Origin of the sequence: Pseudoalteromonas sp. JC3 (assembly GCF_030291895.1) — a bacterium.
Taxonomy (GTDB): Bacteria; Pseudomonadota; Gammaproteobacteria; order Enterobacterales; family Alteromonadaceae; genus Pseudoalteromonas.
In genome coordinates this window covers 2947702-2965777 of sequence record NZ_CP127855.1, presented here as the reverse complement: position 1 = coordinate 2965777, position 18076 = coordinate 2947702, and the positions used below count along the sequence as shown (strand labels likewise).

Genomic DNA, 18076 nt, shown 5'->3' with positions numbered 1-18076 from the left:
CGCTTACACTGAAACTAGGATAATTGAATTCTGGTTGAGATATGCATCTTTCGCTAAAGCAACATGGCTTCACACTGTTAGAAGTGCTTATTGCTTTTATGATTTTGAGCTTTGGGCTGCTTGGTGCTGTGGCATTACAAGCAAAAGCTAAACAAGCAAGTTTTGATTCTATGCAGCGAGCCGCAGCGGTTGAGCTTGCCAGCGACATCATGCATCGTATTCGTAGTAATGATGCGACCGACATCACGACACTTTATAAGGTAAAGTTTAATAGTGAGAGCGGAACTACAAAAGCGGACACTTGTTATACCGGATATTGTAGTGCAGCTAGCATCGCGCAAACGGATATTGCTAATTGGCGTCGAGCCATAAGAGCACGAGAAAATACCGGTTCGTTGGATAATGCGGTTGTATGTATTACTCCCACCTCGAGTGCCACCGATCCTTCCGGGGTAAATGTGAGGGTTGTTGTCACGTGGCGAGGACGTCAGGCCATGACTGCCCTTGAGGATAATCCCGCGGGGGATTGTGGTACGGTTGATGATAGACGCAGAGCGGTAGTCATGGAAACATTTGTTTTAATTAGGAGTGAGCCATGAAAAGGATGCTAGGGTTTACCTTATTGGAAATAATGATCGCCATGTTCATTGGTGTGATGTTATTAGCAGGTGTTATAGCAACATACATAGGTATGAAGGCGACCACCAATGACACGATGCAAATTGGAGAATTACAAGAAAAGGGACGCTTGTCTCTATCAATAATGCGTCGCGATATCGAGCAAGTTGGCTTTTGGGGAACCTTTTACGACAAAGGCTTCAAAAGTACCAATCAAAGTGCACCAGCAAATCCGGGTAATGATTGCAGCGATGGACCTAATAATGGAAGTTTCCCTAACAACGACCCCACAAATTTTAGACCTATCTTAGCGACACTCTCCGACGGTGCTAATGCTATGGAGTGTATTACCAAAGCGATACCCGAGACCGAAGTGTTGCAAGTGAAGTTTTTGGAAGGTAACCCAGTGGAAATCACAGGACTAGTTCCAGATGGGACACAAATCCAAAATGGAAGATACTACTTTATTGCGCAGCAAGAGCAGGCGGAGTTTATTGCTGGTAATACCATTGGCAATATGCCAAGTGTAAACGCCACATTGTGGCCTTATAGTCACCATGTTTATTACATAAGTGAAGAGCAGCAGGTGATTAACAATCGCACTATCACCATCCCTGTATTGAGAAGAAAACGTCTACTGGTAAGTGGTGGAATGAGTGATGAGCTGGTCATTGAAGGGGTTGAACGGATGCGGTTTGTGTTTGGCTTAGATACCGATTATGACGGCCGCGTAGATAGATATAGGCACACTGCGAATATGTCTGAGGCCGATTGGAGCGGAACGCGAGGGATTTTATCTTTGCAGTTGTTTGTTTTAGTTAGAGTCCTACAGCCTGATGCAGATTTCGGGGTGCAAAAGCGGACTTACTATCTGGGAAATGATCCCAATAGAAGCGAGCTAACTTATACAGATGCCGTTCGCAGAACGGTTTTCTCAACTACGATTTCGATGTACAACATGGGAGGCTCAGCATGGGAAATGTAAAGCAACGAGGTGTGGTGCTGATCATGGCGATGGTGATGGTGGTTGCTGTTATGGCGGTTGCAGTGACTTTAATGAGCACAAGTACCTTGGATATTAAAATGACACATGCGGTGATGGAGCGAGAAGAAGCCGAGAGTTTACTGTTTGGTGAAATGCAAAGGTTGATAAGGCAAGAGCAACGAGCCCCCAATAATGTGTTTTTACGCTCACGACAGCAGCTAGCAGATGGTGGCGCGACAGTACAAACACCCAATGGCTTACAAGCGACCGTGAAAAACTTAAATAACGGAGAGCTTGAGCTATTTTGTCCCCGACAATTTGATTACACAGATGGGTTCGTCTGTAACATGACGGAAGTCCAGGCCACGGTGGAATACGGCGATAGAGGTCGTCACAATGTAACTATTGTGATGGGTGTTGGGCAAGAAATAGTCAGTGTTTCAAATTAACTATAGACTTCTTCGGATATAAATTATGAAAAAGTTATTTTGTATTTTAATTGCTTGGTCCGCGTTGACACAAATCGTTCAGGCCGAAGATATCGAGCTTTACGTTAAACATAATGTCTCTACCCGTGAGCAGCCCAGAGTATTAATGTTATTTGATACATCGGGCAGTATGGCGTGGGACTCACAAAATGGTAAGGCGTGTTATGAGCGTTACTCATATCGCGTGTGGACTGGCTGGCGTTATGAAACACGTTATGGATACCAAGAAACAGAGTGCTTTAACGGTAGTAACTGTTATCAAGCAAATGAGTACAATCAAGCTGTACAGGGCTGTGCTGATAGCCGCCTCAAAGTTGCGCAAAACGCGATGCGTAAACTGGTGAAAGACAACGCAGATATCCAATTTGGTTTATCTCGCCTATATTCTTCAAGTGGCGGTTATATATTAAATGGTATTGGTAGTAGTAGTGATGACATTGTAGAAAAAATAAATGCATTACCTGCTTCTGGCTCAACGCCGTTATCTGAAACCTTATGGGAGTTGTATAACTACCTTAAAGGTGGAGATGTCTACTGGGGCGAAAACGGTGGAAACGATAGAGATAAGAGTATAGAGCGTCGTGGTAATTATATCTCCGCGTTTACTCCAGCCCGTGGCGCGGATGAACGCTGCGATACCTCAATTAATTTAATTTTAATGACAGATGGAGATCCAACCAGTGACACTAGCTCTAACAATAGCATAGTGAATGAATATTTTTCAGTCTATGGCTCTTATCCCAATTACTTTGATATAAATGAAGGTTCTGGTGTCACTAAAAATTATTTACCCGCATTAGCTAAAACAATGCGCGGTACGTCTCAAGTTAAAGTTGACTTATATCCTTCTACACCTGATGAACACGATTTTGCACGGGTCTTCACGATTGGTTTTGGTAATGGTATGTCGGGTACAGGCATAGATCTGCTTAAAGAAACCGCGACGCAAGGTGGTGGGCAATATCTTCATGCGCATACCGCAAACGACTTATCGGACGTGCTCAAAACCACGATTACCAATATCAGAAATGTGAGTGCAAGCTTTAGTTCACCAACCGTGTCTGCCAACGCACAAGATCCGACGCAAACCGGAAATGCTTTATACTACACTCAGTTTAAGCCGGAAACTCATACTCGCTGGCGCGGTAACCTTAAAAAATTAAAATTTGAAAATAAAAAAGTGGTGGGCCAAGAAGGTACCCCCGCGATAGATGAAAAAGGCGCAATCTCAAACAGTATTACCACCTTTTGGTCAGCTGGAGGCTCGAAGGATGGCAATAATATTGAAAAGGGTGGTGTTAACTACGCTTTGGAAAATCAACTAACGAGAAAAGTGCTGTCGGATTTTGACGGCGGCTCGTTAGTTGAATTTACTTATGATAATGCAGAGAGTGCATACGGTGGCCGAACACAATTAGCGGATGCGATGGGCCTAAGTGGTGCCAGTAAAAGCCAGTTACAAGAAGTCTTCAACTGGGTAATTGGCAAAGATGTAGATGATGACGATGGAGATGGTTTTTCTTCGGATAGAAGAGCCGATATATTTGCAGATCCGCTTCATTCAAAGCCAGCATCAATTGACTATGGGAATGGTGACGTTCGCATCTTAGTAGGCACCAATGCTGGTGTGTTACACATGTTCAAAGACAATGGTAACAGTGTAAGCGAAAGTTGGGCATTTATTCCGAAGTCACTTTTATCTATCTTAAACCCAGTGAAAACGGAAAAAGCAGAAACCAAGTTATATGGCATGGATGGCCCAATTACTGTCTATTTTCATGATATCAATAAAAACCGAAAAGTAGAGTCTGGTGACAAGGTGTGGGCCTTTGTTGGTATGCGCCGTGGTGGAAACAAGTACTATGGTTTCGATATCACTAACCCTGATTCGCCATCATTACTTTGGGGTGGGCCTATTTCTGGTGATTCAAATAAGTTTAAAGATTTGGGACAAACGTGGTCTAAGCCTGTCGTCAGCTTTATTGAGAAGCAAAAGAATAGACCCGTATTGATTTTTGCTGCAGGTTACAACACCAACAAAGATAATGTATCGCGCTCAGTCGACGAGAATAACAAAGGTGTTGGCATTTACATGGTCGATATTATGTCAAACAATGCTGATATCGTTTGGTCGCTTACGGGGGATGCGTTTAAGGGGGAGCATAGCATCGTTGCGCAACCTGCATTGACGGATTCGGACTACGATGGCTTTAGCGACCGAATATATTTAGCGGATACCGCAGGCAGTATATGGCGAATAGATATGCCTGGACCAAACCCTAATGATCCTACGGAGCCGTGGACACACTTTGAGCTTGCACAACTGGGTAGTACAGCCGCTGATCAGGATAGACGTTTTTTCTATAAACCGACGATTGCGAGAACGTTTTATAGTGAGGTAACTAAAACTATCTTCGGTACAGGAGCGAATGATTATCGTATGGAGCGAAAAGATACACCGTTTGATGCCATTGTAATAGGTAGCGGCAACCGCGCAAAACCAACAGACTCAAGTGTAACGGATTATCTATTTATGGTTAGGGATGTGAATACCAAAACACAGTCATTTGTCGAGGATATCCCAGAGCCGATAGTCATCAGTGATTTAATGGAAATGAAAGATGATCCTTTTGGTAATGCGGTAAATGACTTGGACAAATTCGTTAAACAAGAGGCTAAGCTGGCTCAATTTAAAGGTTGGAAGTATCAATTATCTGGTGGAGAAAAGTCGCTAGCAGAATCAACAGTGATTGGTGGGGTCGCTTATTTTACGTCATTTACCCCAGCAGACCAGACTACTCAGCAATGTACGCTCACGGGCGGCAAAGGCCAGCTCTATATGTTTCACTTGCACTATGGTACGGGTAAAACCTATATTACATCACAAGACTTACCAGATAAGCCCTCGATCATAGTAAGAGACAATATTGTGTATATTCCAGGTCCAGGGATTGAAGCAGGACCTGATGCAAGTACTCCATTTGCACCACCGAGTATTCCTAGTGAACCGGTACCCGTTAAAAAACCGGTTGAAATATTCACAACCAAAAGTACAAAGATAAAGACTAAACAGCTTTATATCTATAAGAGAGAAGATAGCGATGAGAAAGGGAAAGATGAATAGAAATAACTCCGCAGGTTGTTTAGTCGAAAGAGGGTTTACCTTAATTGAAGTAATGATAGTGGTGGTGATTATCGGGATCCTATCAGCTATCGCTTACCCTAATTACAGTGAATACGTTAGGAGGGGGGCAAGAGCAGACGCTATGACTTTGTTACTTGACGCTGCGAATAAGCAAGAACAATTTTTTGTGGACAACAGAGCATATTCGAATGATCTTGAAGCAATCGGTGTACCAACAGCAACAGAGAATGGCTACTTCAACGTGACACTTGAAAACGTCACCAATGATACTTTCAGAATTGTTGCAACAGCTGCATCGGGGCCCGTACAAGGTGATGAGCAGTGTCCTGCTTTAACTATCGATGAACTTGGGGTTCGTGGTGTTACTGGGACAACGAATCAAGACGCTATAGACAGGTGTTGGGAGCGCTAGTTTTCTGGGGAAGTAGTTAACTTCCCTTTTTATTAATACTAACTATCCCCGAGCTTAGGTTATTTACTTTTGACACTCATCAGTATCTTTTAGAGTGCTTTTCCCTGTGTAGCTAACTGACAACGACAATCCCACAGTAGAACTTGCGTTACAGTAGACAAAAGTACCGTTATAGAGTCCTGCGAGATGACCAAAATGACGAAATATAATGGCGTTTCTTGGGTAGGTGAGCTTGTCACCTGAGTCTACCGAGTCCACAACCGCTAACTTATAATCATCGTCTGAAAACTCACCTTGAGGGTGGTAGTCGATAAAAACCGTTAACTGAGTGTGCCATTCTTTGTCGTCGCAGCGATTGTTTTTCAATGGGCACAAAGTAACGGTTGCACCGCTTGCAACGGCTTGAATGCGAGCAAAATTAATGGCCCGTCGTAATGCTTCCAATTTTATTTTTGGTTTATCAAACTGAAACAAAGCAGTAAGAGTGGGAAGAGAAAATAAACTGACGATGGTGATAATCGCCAAACACACTAAAGATTCCAATAGGGAAAAACCCATATGACGATGCATATCCTTTGCCTCGTATTATATTTTCTTTAAGCCTAGTCGTTTATATGTTAAAGGCAAGATTGGAACTTCGAGATAATTTGCGTATCGGTGTTTTGCGTCTATTCACAGGATTCTGTCGTACTTCCTCGATATAATGCTGTGCCAGCGGTTGAAACACTCAGCTGCTGATTATTGTTGTCATCGCCTGGGCAATAGGTGAAATTGCCAGCGTTTGAACCACTTAAGAGTCCGCTTGAATCAAACCTTAGAAGATTGCCTGCAGGCTGGTCTTTGTTCTTAAACACCATAGTGTCGTTATCGTCTACGACCTCCATAGTGCGATGGATAGTATCTCCATTACTAAATGTGCCATTTTTATCTCTGTCAACAAACACGCTAATTCTGTTTGTTGCCCAATTATCTTGGCAAGTAAATGCAGTCCTAGCTTGAATATTGGCTGGTGGCGCGGGGCAGAGAATGACAATGTCGTCTGCAGCGGTTGCTTTTACACGAGCAAAAGCGATATTGCGTTGTAATTCTTGTAAGAAGGACTCTGCTCGGTTACGTTGCAGCAGGTTGCCATCAAAGCTAAATGAAATGGCCAACACGATAGCCAATATAGCGATGGTTATCATCAGTTCTAGTAGATTGAATCCTGCTGATTGTTTCATTACCGCCTCACAACCAAAAAGTAATAATTTATGATTAATATTATTGCGTGAAATCACTTCAACTTTCAATGTCTTTGTTTGCCTTGGGCAAGCGGATTGTCTAAAATCGACGCTATACCAAAGGAATCGAGATAGTCATGAAGAAAATAGAAGCAATAATTAAACCGTTTAAACTTGATGATGTCCGAGAAGCGCTTTCGGATGTGGGGATCACGGGTATGACGGTATGTGAGGTAAAAGGTTTTGGTCGTCAGAAAGGTCATACTGAGTTATATCGCGGTGCTGAATATATGGTAGATTTCTTGCCTAAAGTGAAACTTGATATTGTTACCGCAGATGAAGACGTTGACAGAGCCATTGAAGTTATCCTAAAAACCGCTCAAACGGGCAAAATTGGTGACGGTAAAATCTTTGTGACCGATGTTGAGCGTGTGGTTCGGATCCGTACAGGTGAAGAGGACGAAGAAGCAATTTAATACGCTGCTCAGTCAAATGCTTACCTTTTAAGGCTGCTTACCTTCTATTATGGGCAGCCTAAATCCTTCCTTATTACAACGACAATCAAAAAAAACACGCTGACGGCTGATGTCTATGTACAGGAAACAAGTATTTTTTACTGCTGTAGAATGCTTGAAGGCGAGTACTGGTGAAAGAGGCGTCACGACATTGGTGATATCGTGACTTAGCACTCTTTTTATTTGTTACGTGCGTTAACCGATTTGGCTTTTTTCACGTTATCTGCAAGGTCAGGAAGACCAAGCTTTCGGTAGCTTTTTTCCATAATGTCAAAAGCTTGGGTCAGATAACTACTTTGAGAGTAGTGCTCTACTACATATTTGCCACGGTTTGCTGCGGCAAGATATGCTTCACGTTCGAAGTAATATTCAGCGACTCTCAGTTCGTAACGAGCCATTTTGTTTAGTAACCATACTAAGCGTTTTTTCGCCTCTGGTGCATATGGACTGTTTGGGTAGTTTTTAACCAGCGTGGTTAAGTCCTGAAAAGCAACGCGGGTGCGATTGGCATCGCGGTCGGCTCTGTCTACACCGAAATATTCTTGGAATGCGTTTTCGTCAGCTTTAATACTTACCAGACCTCGCATGTAGTACATGTAGTCTAGGTCTTTATGATTTGGATTTAAGCGAATAAAACGATCAATAGTGGCAAGTGCTTGGTCAGTGTTACCTGTTTGATAATATGCATAGACTAAGTCCATTTGAACTTGTCTTGCATAAGGGCCAAACGGGTAACGAGCATTAATCGCGCCCAATAATTCAATGGCGCGGGCATATAAACCTGAATCTAATGTTTGTTTAGCATCTTCATAAAGCGCTTGGGCGGATTTGTTTGGTACGCGCTCAATATCTTCTTGTTCTGGTGCGGATGAACAGGCTGCCAAACCCAAAACAGACGCGGCTAACGCCAGCCTAAAGGCGTGTGTCCTTAAGTTTTTAATCATTTTATTTTACTACCTTTGTTTTCTTCGGCTAGGCCAACTCGGCAAAACCGAGTAAACTATGCATTAATACGATTCTAACCCAGTCGAGCACGGCTTGCACTGGTAAATTAGGTAAAGTTTCAGATGTCAGAGCAAATTTCCCTCCAAGCGGAGGTTCCAGTCGAACTCGGTGGTAAACGTCTAGACCAAATATTGGCGCAATTGTTCCCGGATTTTTCTCGTTCAAGAATAAAAACTTGGATCCTTGAAGATAAAGTCACCGTAGATGGCGAAGTATTCAACACCCCTCGTGAAAAGTTACTTGGTGGTGAAAGTGTCGCTATCGAGACGGTTATCGAAGCACAACGTGAATACGAAGCGCAAGATATAGAGTTAGACATTGTTTACGAAGATGATGACATTCTTGTGATAAACAAGCCGATGGGGCTGGTGGTTCACCCCGGTGCCGGTAACCCAGATGGCACAGTGTTAAATGCTCTGTTGCACCATCACCCAGAAATCATTAACGTGCCACGTGCTGGCATCGTACACCGTCTAGACAAAGACACGACTGGTCTAATGGTCGTAGCGAAAACTATTCAAGCACAAACGCACTTGGTGAAGAATCTGCAAGCGCGTGAAAACTTCACACGTGAATACGAAGCTGTCTGTAATGGCACGATGACCGCAGGTGGCATGATTGAAAAGCCAATCGGTCGTCACGCAACCAAGCGTACACATATGGCAGTACATGAGATGGGTAAGCCAGCTATCACTCATTACCGTGTTGCTGAAAAGTTCAGAGCACACACGCGATTGCGCCTGCGCCTAGAAACCGGTAGAACGCACCAAATTCGTGTACACATGGCGTATTTGAATCACCCACTAATTGGCGATCAGCTCTATGGCGGCCGTCCTCGTCCACCAAGAAATGCAACTCAAGGATTAACCGAGCAATTAAGAGAGTTTAAACGTCAGGCATTGCATGCTATAAAATTGAGTATCGCTCACCCTATTACTGGCGAGAAGATGACATGGGAAGCGCCTGTGCCTGAAGATATGATTAAGTTGGTGGCAGCGCTCAGAGAAGACACCAAAGAAAACCCGGATTTAACGTTATAAGATGCAACTTGCTCAGTGGCCATTAACCCAATTAGTTGGGACATTATCAACAACGCGTAAGGGCGGTGTTTCAGCGCCGCCGTATGATAGCTTCAATCTAGCCTTTCATGTTGGTGATAATGCTGAACATGTAGCCGAAAACCGTCGAATTTTACATGGTTATGTGGCCAACCCGATTGTATGGCTTGAGCAAGTACATGGCGCAGAAGTGGTGGTGGTCGACGAGCAGTTTGAAATCGCACAGGTCCATCAAGCCGATGCCTTATACACTCGATTGCGTCAAACACCACTGGCTATCATGACAGCAGACTGCTTACCCATTCTGCTTGCATCAAAAGATGGTGAAGAGGTGGCCGCTATCCATGGTGGTTGGAAGCCTCTTGCGGCTGGAATTATCTCGCAAACACTGGCTAAGTTTAACTGTGCACCTGAAGAGATCTGTGTATGGTTTGGCCCTGCGATTGGGCCTAGAGCATTCGAGGTGGGCGAAGACGTAGTAGAGGCTTTTGAGGCGCAACGAAATACGGCATTTGTTGCCAAAAAAGACGGTAAATATATTGCGGATATTTTCGAGCTTGCACAATCGTTACTACGCGAGCAAGGTGTAAAAAATTTTTACGGCGATAAACACTGTACAGTAACTATGTCCGAGCAGTATTTTTCCTATCGTAGAGACAAAACAACGGGCCGTATGGCAACTTTGATTTGGCGCAAATAATCAGGGTAAATTATTACTTTTACGCTTGATCTTCGTTCAGTTAATACCCATAAATAAGGTAATTCGATATTTTATATGGGTAAATAAATCATGCGTTTAGATAGATTTACAAGCAAATTCCAAGCTGCGCTTTCTGATGCGCAGTCATTAGCGCTTGGGCGCGATCACCAATTTATTGAACCTGTTCATTTAATGTATGCTTTGCTCCAACAGAGCGGATCGAGTGTGCGCGCATTATTAGCACAAGCAGGTGTGAGCGCCGACGAGCTTAATACTAAGTTGTCACAAGCCATTGAAAAGCTATTTAAAGTAGAAGGTGTAGGTGGTGATGTACAGCTTTCAAATAACCTTATTTCGCTGATCAATCTGTGTGATAAATATGCACAAAAGCGTAAAGATAAATATATCTCCAGCGAGCTATTTGTTTTTGCTGCGTGCGAAGATAAAGGCCCATTAGGCGAGATTTTCAAAGCGCTTAACATCACCCAGCCAAAGATTGAGCAAGCCATTAAGGCTATTCGAGGGGGTCAAAAAGTGGATGACCCTAATGCCGAAGACACTCGCCAAGCTCTTGAGAAATTTACCATCGATCTCACTGAGCGTGCTGAGCAAGGTAAGCTTGATCCTGTTATTGGCCGTGACGACGAAATTCGCCGCACTATTCAAGTGCTACAGCGCCGTACTAAAAACAACCCTGTACTTATCGGTGAACCGGGCGTTGGTAAAACCGCCATCGTTGAGGGGCTCGCGCAGCGTATTATCAACGGTGAAGTTCCTGAAGGTTTGAAAAGTAAGCGCGTACTATCGCTAGATATGGGCGCATTGGTGGCAGGAGCCAAATACCGTGGTGAATTTGAAGAGCGCCTAAAGTCGGTATTGAACGAGTTGGCTAAAGAAGAAGGTCAAGTTATTCTCTTTATTGATGAAATCCATACTATGGTAGGGGCTGGCAAGACCGACGGTGCAATGGATGCAGGTAACATGCTAAAACCCGCACTTGCTCGTGGTGAGCTTCACTGTGTGGGGGCGACCACGCTCGATGAATATCGTCAGTATATTGAAAAGGACGCGGCACTTGAGCGTCGTTTCCAAAAAGTATTTGTTGCAGAGCCAACCGTAGAGGACACCATCGCGATTCTACGTGGCTTAAAAGAGCGTTACGAATTGCACCACTCGGTCGATATTACCGATCCCGCGATTGTCGCTGCGGCTAATTTATCACATCGTTATATCTCAGATCGGCAGCTTCCAGATAAAGCTATCGATTTGATAGACGAAGCAGGGTCTTCAATTCGGCTGCAAATTGATTCAAAGCCGGAGCAATTAGACAGACTAGAGCGCCGTATTATCCAACTAAAATTGGAAGATAACGCGCTGGCAAAAGAGAAAGATGAAGCGAGTCAAAAGCGTCGCACTGAGATGCAAACGCTCATTAATGAATTAGAAGCTGAGTATCGTGAGCTGGATGAGGTGTGGAATGCCGAAAAAGCCTCACTACAAGGCACACAAGTGATTAAGGCTGAGCTTGAGCAAGCGCGTTTAGATCTAGAAGTCGCGCGTCGAGCAAGTGACTTGCAACGCATGTCCGAACTGCAATACGGTCGGATCCCTGAGCTTGAGCGAAAACTAGACCTTGCTTCTCAGGCTGAAATGCAGGAAATGAGCCTTTTAAAAAATCAGGTGGGTGAAGATGAAATTGCAGAAATTTTATCTCGCTGGACTGGAATCCCGGTAGCAAAAATGCTTCAAGGTGAGCGTGAAAAGTTACTGCAAATGGAAGACGAGCTCCATAAAAAAGTGATTGGGCAAGACGAAGCCGTTAATGCGGTTGCCAACGCTATCCGTCGCTCACGAGCCGGGCTTGCAGACCCAAATCGCCCAATTGGTTCGTTTTTGTTCTTAGGTCCAACAGGGGTCGGTAAAACGGAGCTGACCAAAGCGTTAGCCAACTTTATGTTTGATACAGAAGACGCCATGGTGCGCATTGATATGTCCGAGTTTATGGAAAAACACTCAGTTGCGCGCTTGGTTGGTGCACCTCCTGGTTATGTTGGCTATGAAGAAGGCGGCTATTTAACAGAAGCGGTAAGGCGTCGTCCTTATTCTGTGATTTTACTTGATGAAGTGGAAAAAGCGCATCCAGATGTATTTAACATCTTATTGCAGGTCTTGGACGATGGTCGCTTGACCGATGGTCAAGGTCGCACGGTTGATTTTAAAAATGCGGTGATCATCATGACCTCGAACTTAGGGTCGGATGTCATTCAAGAGCAAGCAGGAAATAACGACTACGCGACACTCAAGGAGCGTGTTATGGGCGTGCTTGCTAGTCAGTTTAGGCCTGAATTTATTAATCGCATTGATGAAACTGTGGTGTTCCACCCGCTTATCAATGAGCATATTAAAGAAATTGCGAGTATCCAGTTAGACAGATTGAGTAAACGCTTAACTGAAAAAGGCTTTGCGCTTGAGCTCAGTGACGCCGCGCTTGATAAAATCGCTGCAAGCGGGTTTGATCCTGTATATGGTGCCCGTCCTCTAAAACGAGCAGTGCAACAATACATTGAAAACCCGTTGGCGCAGGACTTGTTACAAGGGAAGTTTGTGACTGGAGATACCATTAAAGTCGAGGTTGTCGACGACCAGATAGTGTTCAATCACTAATATGGCTAAACGCTCTTACAGCCATACTGTAAGAGCGTTTTTCTTTCCCATACTGTAAATTTCTTCAAACTCTTTACCCTTTCGCGTATTCTACAAAGATAACAAACTGTCTTCTAAGAAAGCCGCACATGATAAATAAGTCAACCACTTACGGTATCTACGAATTTGGTGATAGCAATCAGCTGTGTAGTACCACCATTTCTTTGCCAGCGCTTAGTTCAGGCCAAGTGCGCATAAAAGTAAACAGTACCAGCATAAATCCTATTGAAGTGAAAACCAGACAAGGCCTTGGTTATGTTGCAGCGCAAAAAAGCGCAGATGCTTTTTTGCCGCTCGGATATGATCTGTATGGTGAGGTGGTTGAGGTTTATGGCCCAGATAGCCAATTTAAAGTAGGCGACCTTGTCATCGGTATGATTGGGTTTGCAAGTAACCCCGGAACCTATAGTGATTATGTCGTGGCGCTTGAGCCAGAGCTCATTAAGGTTTCTTTGCAAGAAAATCCAGATATTGCAGGTCTTTGTCTTGCGGGTCTTACGGCAAAACAAGCGCTAGATAAATTTTCGAATCATAATCGTCCACTATATGTATTGGCACCAACCGGTGGCGTGGGGCATTTAGCAGTTCAACTAGCACAGCTTGAAGGTCGAAAGGTAGTTGCTGTCTCGACCCGCCCTGAGCACGAATTGTTGTCAAAGCTTAAGGTAACGGCAATAAGTTATGACGAATTTTATCAGCACCAAGTTGAATGCGATTTACTGGACTTAATTGGTGGCGATATTGCATTACAGTGTGTCGACTCGATGAAGCCGGATTCGCACCTAGTGACTATTCCCAGCGTCACCAAAGAAATGGTCTGTGAGCGAGCTACGACAAGGGGTGTAAGGGCTGAGGGGATGTTGGTTGCGAGTAATTTAGACGATCTTAAATATTTGTATCAGGCGTACCAAGCTGGCAAAATCAGCATAAATGTAAGTCATTACTTTGCTATGGCGGATATTGCGCTGGCTCATCACTGTATGGAAAGTGGTAAGCATGTTGGCAAAGTTATTATTAAGGCCTAAGTGTACTAAAAGTAACCATATTTAAATTGATTGCTCGGTTTAAATCACTCATTTAATGAATACACTTGGTATAATTTGGTTTCGACCCCATAAACTTGAAATTGGCCTGTAGGTTCGAGGAAGAATTTTTGAAACAATTAGACTTAAACACTAAGCTGGACTTATTGTCTGACGGCGCGCATCGCGGCGTTTTCAAAGGTATCAAAAGAGGTATCGAACGTGAGGCATTGCGGATCCAAGGGTCGGGAAAAATAGCGAAAACACCGCATCCAGAAAAGACGGGCCATGCATTGACCAATGGTCATATCACCACTGATTTTTCTGAGTCGCTACTCGAATTTATCACTCCAGTGAGTGAGGACCCACAAGAGACATTAGCGCAACTTTCTGATCTACAGAAGTTTACTTTGGCTAACATGGGTGATGAGTTACTGTGGCCTTTGTCGATGCCGTGCTTTATTGAGGATGAAGAAGATATTGTCCTAGCACAGTTTGGTACTTCTAATATCGGCAAAATGAAAACCCTATATCGTGAAGGGCTGAAAAATCGCTATGGCAGTATGATGCAGGCCATTGCGGGTGTGCACTTCAATATTTCGTTTCCAGAGACCGTATGGCAAAGCCTGCAAGTGATGTCTGAAGATGATAACCCTCAACAATCATTTATCTCCCAGCAGTATTTAGGCCTCATTCGTAACTTCAAGCGTGAAATGTGGCTGATAAGCTACCTGTTTGGCGCATCTCCTGCGCTTTGTCCGTCATTTTTGCAAGGCAAAAAGAGCGACTTGCCATTTAGTAAGCTAGAAAATGGCTCCATATATCTTGAATATGGCACCGCACTTAGACTGGGTGATTTAGGTTATACCAATAGCGCACAAAGCTCGCTTAAGGTGATGTATAACGATCTGGATGAGTATATTGCAGGCTTGCGACAAGCCATTCGTTGCCGCTCCGACTTGTATCATGAAATTCCAGACTATCGAGCAGCAGAGCCAAAACAGCTGAATCGCAACATTTTACAAATTGAAAATGAGTTCTACTCACCAATTAGACCAAAGCGCAATGCCAAGTCTGGTGAAACGCCGACTCAGGCACTTGAACGTGGTGGTATCGAATATATCGAAATTCGTGCGCTGGATGTTAACCCATTCGAGCACACCGGTGTGAGTCTGGAGCAAATCCACTTCCTAGACGTGTTTTTAACCTATTGTTTGTTAAAGCCAAGCCCTGAACTTTCGTTTGAAGCGCAGAAGCTCGCTGGTAAGAATTTACATCAGGTGGTTAACCAAGGTCGCTGCACAGCACTCGAACTGAGTAAAGCGGGTGAGCCTGTGAGTGTGAAACAGTGGGGCACAGAGATTTTTACAGACTTACTCAAAGTCGCAAAAATGTTAGATGCGAGTACTGAACAATCAGTCTATGTGGCGACGGTGGAAAAATTAATGTTGTCAATTGAAACGCCTGCACTTACTTTTTCTGGGCAGTTGCTATCTCAACTGAAGAGTCGTACCTTAGAACAAGGCTCAATGGGCATTGAACTTGCGAAAAAATATAAGCAACTTCATCAAGATATCAAATATGGTTATTACGATGAAGATACGCTGAAGTCATTTGCACGTCAGTCTTTCGAAGATGAGGCTGCGGTTAGAGCTGCGGATACGGTAGACTTCACGGCTTTCCTTGACGATTATTTTTCAAGGGCATAATGCACAAGACAAAAAAAAGCGCAGCCATAAGGCTGCGCAAATAAATTTCAGGGATGAAACAATGCTAAACTGCTGCATTCATAAGTTCAGACCAATGCAAATTGTAAAAGTTCATTAGGTTTCGAAAAAATGCAAAAAAAATTAATTTTAATTAGCCTCGTCGCCGTTTTATCCGGATGTGCTACTGCACCACCTAAACAACCTCATGATATTTGTAAAATTTTTGAGGAAAAAGAAGATTGGTATTATGATGCTCGTGATGCTCAAGAAAAATGGGGCTCACCAAAGCATGTACTGATGAGCATGATGTACCAAGAAAGCTCTTTTCGTCACGATGCGGCTCCTCCTATGGAATATTTCCTGTGGTTTATTCCTGTTGGCAGAGTGAGCTCTGCTTATGGCTACTCTCAAGCCAAAACTCCGACCTGGTCTGATTATATTCGTGAAACTGGAAACTCAGGTGCAGATCGCGATGACTTTGAAGACGCCATCGATTTTATGGCTTGGTTCGTATACAAAACTCACAAAGTAAACGGCGTGTCAAAATGGGACGCTTATGCACAATACCTCAATTATCATGAAGGCTGGGGCGGTTATCGTCGTGGCACTTATAAAAATAAGAAATGGTTAATGCAAGTCGCAAATAAGGTAAAGCATCGAGCTGCGCGCTATGCCGTTCAACTTAAACGCTGTGAAGATGATTTAGATAAGAACTGGTTCGAGCGAATTTTTTCTTGAGGAAATTGCGGTGTTATTTTCAACACCACAATTGAGTTTACTTGCTTAAGAGTTATACCAATTAGTCTTAATACTTGCTCAATTTGAAGGATAAAATCTGACGCTAACTGCGTTAAAAATTTCTCATTTAGAACAACTAAATAACCTGAGCTGCGGATAATTAATGCCTTTCTAGCAGCCAGTTTTAGCGCTAACTGCGTTGAATTCACTTCCAATAGCCAGCTATTGGTGCGTAAATTCGCCTTGTTTTCCCTAAAACTCTCTGGCTAGACAAGGAGAAAACTAAGTTGTGCTTTAGCAACAATGAGTTGGAACATTCCTTATCCAAACCTCAGGTTAAATAGTAAAATTTTTGCCTTGCCTATATGGATGTAGGTACCTTGGCGATAGCAGGACGCGGTAGCGGTGTTATCGACAAGATTTTCTTGCCTCAAAATAGACCACTTAATTAAGCTAATTGGTATTAGAGGAAATTTTCACCATCTTGATCATGTTTTCTTTTATCTCAATGACTTCCATCTTATAACCAGAAATCGTTAAGCCAAGAGGCGCATCTGGAATATCTTCAAGGTGCTCTACAATCAGGCCACTCAGGGTTTTAGGACCTTCGGTAGGTAAGTCCCAACTCATTTCCTTATTTAAGTCACGCACGTTTACACTGCCGTCAACCATAACTGAGCCATCACGCTGCATGTTTACGTCTTCGCTCGGCGCACGCGTCTGCGTGGTGGTAAAGTCACCAACAACTTCTTCAAGAATATCTTCGAGTGTAACCAGACCTTGAATGTCACCATACTCATCAACAACAAGACCAATACGCTCTTTGGCTTCTTGGAATTTAATCAGCTGTGTATTGAGCGAGGTATTCTCTGGTACATAGTAAATCTCTCTTACCGCACGTAGTAGTGACGGCTTATCAAACTGCTCTTTTGTCAGTAGGCGTAGCGCATCACGAGCGTGAATAAAACCAACCGCATCATCAATTTGGTCACGGTAAAGTAGCACTCGGGTATGCTGCGCATTCGTGAGCTGGCGAGCAATATCTTTCCACTCGTCATTGATATCTATCGCATTGATTTCACTGCGTGGGATCATAATGTCTTCTACGGTCACGTGATCCAAGTCTAAGATAGAAGTGAGCATGTTTTGGTGGTTTGAGGGCAGCATAGCGCTCGACTCATTTACCACGGTTTTTAATTCTTCTTTACTTAGGCTGTGCTCTTCAATCTCTTGTGGTGTGATCCCGACCAATCGCAACATACCATTGGTGATCCAGTTGGTTGCCACAACCAAAGGGAACAAGACCTTCAACAATACTTTGAGGATAACAGAGCTTGGGAACGCGACTTTCTCAGGGTATAAAGCCGCGAGAGTCTTAGGTGTAACTTCAGCGAAGATAAGAACCACAAGTGTGAGACCAAAAGTAGCAACTGCGATACCCATATCGCCATACAGGCGTAATCCAATGATGGTAGCCACTTGCGCAGCGGCAATATTGACGAGGTTATTTCCAATCAGGATCAGACCAATCAGTCTGTCAGGACGGTTAAGGAGGTTACTTACACGCTTCGCACCACGGTGATTCTCTTTTTCAAGATGGCGTAGACGAATACGGTTGATTGACATGATACCGGTTTCTGAACTAGAAAAATAAGCCGACATCAAAATGAGCACGCCGAGTATGATAAACAAGGCGCTGGTCGATATGTCTTCCAACAGTGGATCCCTTTTTTACTTACGAAAGAGTATTAAGCGTTA

16 protein-coding genes are annotated in these 18076 nt (G+C 43.7%); 12 read left to right on the top strand and 4 right to left on the bottom strand.

Going from position 1 to position 18076, the window contains the following annotated elements:
- Window positions 1–41: 41 nt before the first annotated feature.
- The 5 genes from pilV to QSH61_RS12655 are packed head-to-tail and all read left to right on the top strand — an operon-like array spanning window position 42 to window position 5648.
- On the top strand, window positions 42–599 hold the full coding sequence (gene pilV / locus QSH61_RS12675) for a type IV pilus modification protein PilV (protein ID WP_174169983.1): 558 nt from the start codon (window positions 42–44) through the stop codon (window positions 597–599).
- Window positions 596–1603 carry a PilW family protein gene (locus QSH61_RS12670; protein ID WP_095727497.1) on the top strand — a complete coding sequence of 336 codons (1008 nt, stop codon included), beginning with the start codon at window positions 596–598 and terminating at the stop codon, window positions 1601–1603. The genes pilV and QSH61_RS12670 overlap by 4 nt, the downstream gene beginning before the upstream one ends.
- Entirely contained in the window at window positions 1591–2052 is a 462-nt protein-coding gene (locus QSH61_RS12665) for a pilus assembly protein PilX (RefSeq protein WP_095727498.1), read from the top strand. The genes QSH61_RS12670 and QSH61_RS12665 overlap by 13 nt, the downstream gene beginning before the upstream one ends.
- A 25-nt stretch (window positions 2053–2077) precedes the next feature.
- Window positions 2078–5215: a pilus assembly protein gene (locus QSH61_RS12660; RefSeq protein ID WP_206473400.1), complete on the top strand. Its 3138-nt coding sequence runs from the start codon at window positions 2078–2080 to the stop codon at window positions 5213–5215.
- Window positions 5208–5648, top strand: a complete 441-nt coding sequence (locus tag QSH61_RS12655; protein ID WP_206473402.1) for a type IV pilin protein — start codon at window positions 5208–5210, stop codon at window positions 5646–5648. Before QSH61_RS12660 ends, QSH61_RS12655 begins: the two co-directional genes overlap by 8 nt.
- Before the next feature lie 63 nt (window positions 5649–5711).
- On the opposite strand, the gene QSH61_RS12650 is transcribed toward QSH61_RS12655, so the two are convergent.
- Both QSH61_RS12650 and QSH61_RS12645 read right to left on the bottom strand, forming a co-directional pair.
- Window positions 5712–6218 (bottom strand): GspH/FimT family pseudopilin, encoded by a 507-nt coding sequence (locus QSH61_RS12650; protein ID WP_238536744.1) that lies wholly within the window; start codon window positions 6216–6218, stop codon window positions 5712–5714.
- Window positions 6219–6316: 98 nt separating this feature from the next.
- A complete protein-coding gene (locus tag QSH61_RS12645; RefSeq protein ID WP_238536745.1) occupies window positions 6317–6868 on the bottom strand; it encodes a GspH/FimT family pseudopilin in 552 nt (183 codons plus the stop codon).
- Between the two features lie 137 nt (window positions 6869–7005).
- Here QSH61_RS12645 and glnB point away from each other — a divergent pair, with 137 nt between their 5' ends.
- Window positions 7006–7344 carry a nitrogen regulatory protein P-II gene (gene glnB, locus QSH61_RS12640; protein WP_010371023.1) on the top strand — a complete coding sequence of 113 codons (339 nt, stop codon included), beginning with the start codon at window positions 7006–7008 and terminating at the stop codon, window positions 7342–7344.
- A 218-nt stretch (window positions 7345–7562) separates the two neighbouring features.
- On the opposite strand, the gene QSH61_RS12635 is transcribed toward glnB, so the two are convergent.
- The gene (locus QSH61_RS12635; RefSeq protein WP_010371025.1) at window positions 7563–8327 is read right to left on the bottom strand and encodes an outer membrane protein assembly factor BamD; all 765 of its coding nucleotides are present in this window, start codon (window positions 8325–8327) and stop codon (window positions 7563–7565) included.
- A 123-nt stretch (window positions 8328–8450) separates the two neighbouring features.
- On the opposite strand from QSH61_RS12635, the gene rluD reads away from it, so the two are divergent.
- The 6 genes from rluD (at window position 8451) to QSH61_RS12605 (ending at window position 16318) form a co-directional block, all read left to right on the top strand.
- Window positions 8451–9428, top strand: a complete 978-nt coding sequence (rluD, locus tag QSH61_RS12630) for a 23S rRNA pseudouridine(1911/1915/1917) synthase RluD (protein ID WP_010371027.1) — start codon at window positions 8451–8453, stop codon at window positions 9426–9428.
- A 1-nt stretch (window position 9429) separates the two neighbouring features.
- Window positions 9430–10146 carry a peptidoglycan editing factor PgeF gene (gene pgeF / locus QSH61_RS12625; RefSeq protein WP_206473404.1) on the top strand — a complete coding sequence of 239 codons (717 nt, stop codon included), beginning with the start codon at window positions 9430–9432 and terminating at the stop codon, window positions 10144–10146.
- A 90-nt stretch (window positions 10147–10236) separates the two neighbouring features.
- Window positions 10237–12810: an ATP-dependent chaperone ClpB gene (gene clpB / locus QSH61_RS12620; RefSeq protein ID WP_130163731.1), complete on the top strand. Its 2574-nt coding sequence runs from the start codon at window positions 10237–10239 to the stop codon at window positions 12808–12810.
- Between the two features lie 128 nt (window positions 12811–12938).
- A complete protein-coding gene (locus tag QSH61_RS12615) occupies window positions 12939–13874 on the top strand; it encodes an NADP-dependent oxidoreductase (RefSeq protein ID WP_010606681.1) in 936 nt (311 codons plus the stop codon).
- Between the two features lie 128 nt (window positions 13875–14002).
- Window positions 14003–15580 (top strand): glutamate--cysteine ligase, encoded by a 1578-nt coding sequence (gene gshA, locus QSH61_RS12610; protein WP_174169987.1) that lies wholly within the window; start codon window positions 14003–14005, stop codon window positions 15578–15580.
- Between the two features lie 129 nt (window positions 15581–15709).
- Entirely contained in the window at window positions 15710–16318 is a 609-nt protein-coding gene (locus QSH61_RS12605) for a transglycosylase SLT domain-containing protein (RefSeq protein ID WP_010606683.1), read from the top strand.
- 453 nt (window positions 16319–16771) lie between these two features.
- Here the strand turns inward: QSH61_RS12605 and QSH61_RS12600 are convergent, their stop codons facing one another.
- Entirely contained in the window at window positions 16772–18034 is a 1263-nt protein-coding gene (locus QSH61_RS12600; RefSeq protein WP_010606684.1) for an HlyC/CorC family transporter, read from the bottom strand.
- Window positions 18035–18076: the final 42 nt, after the last annotated feature.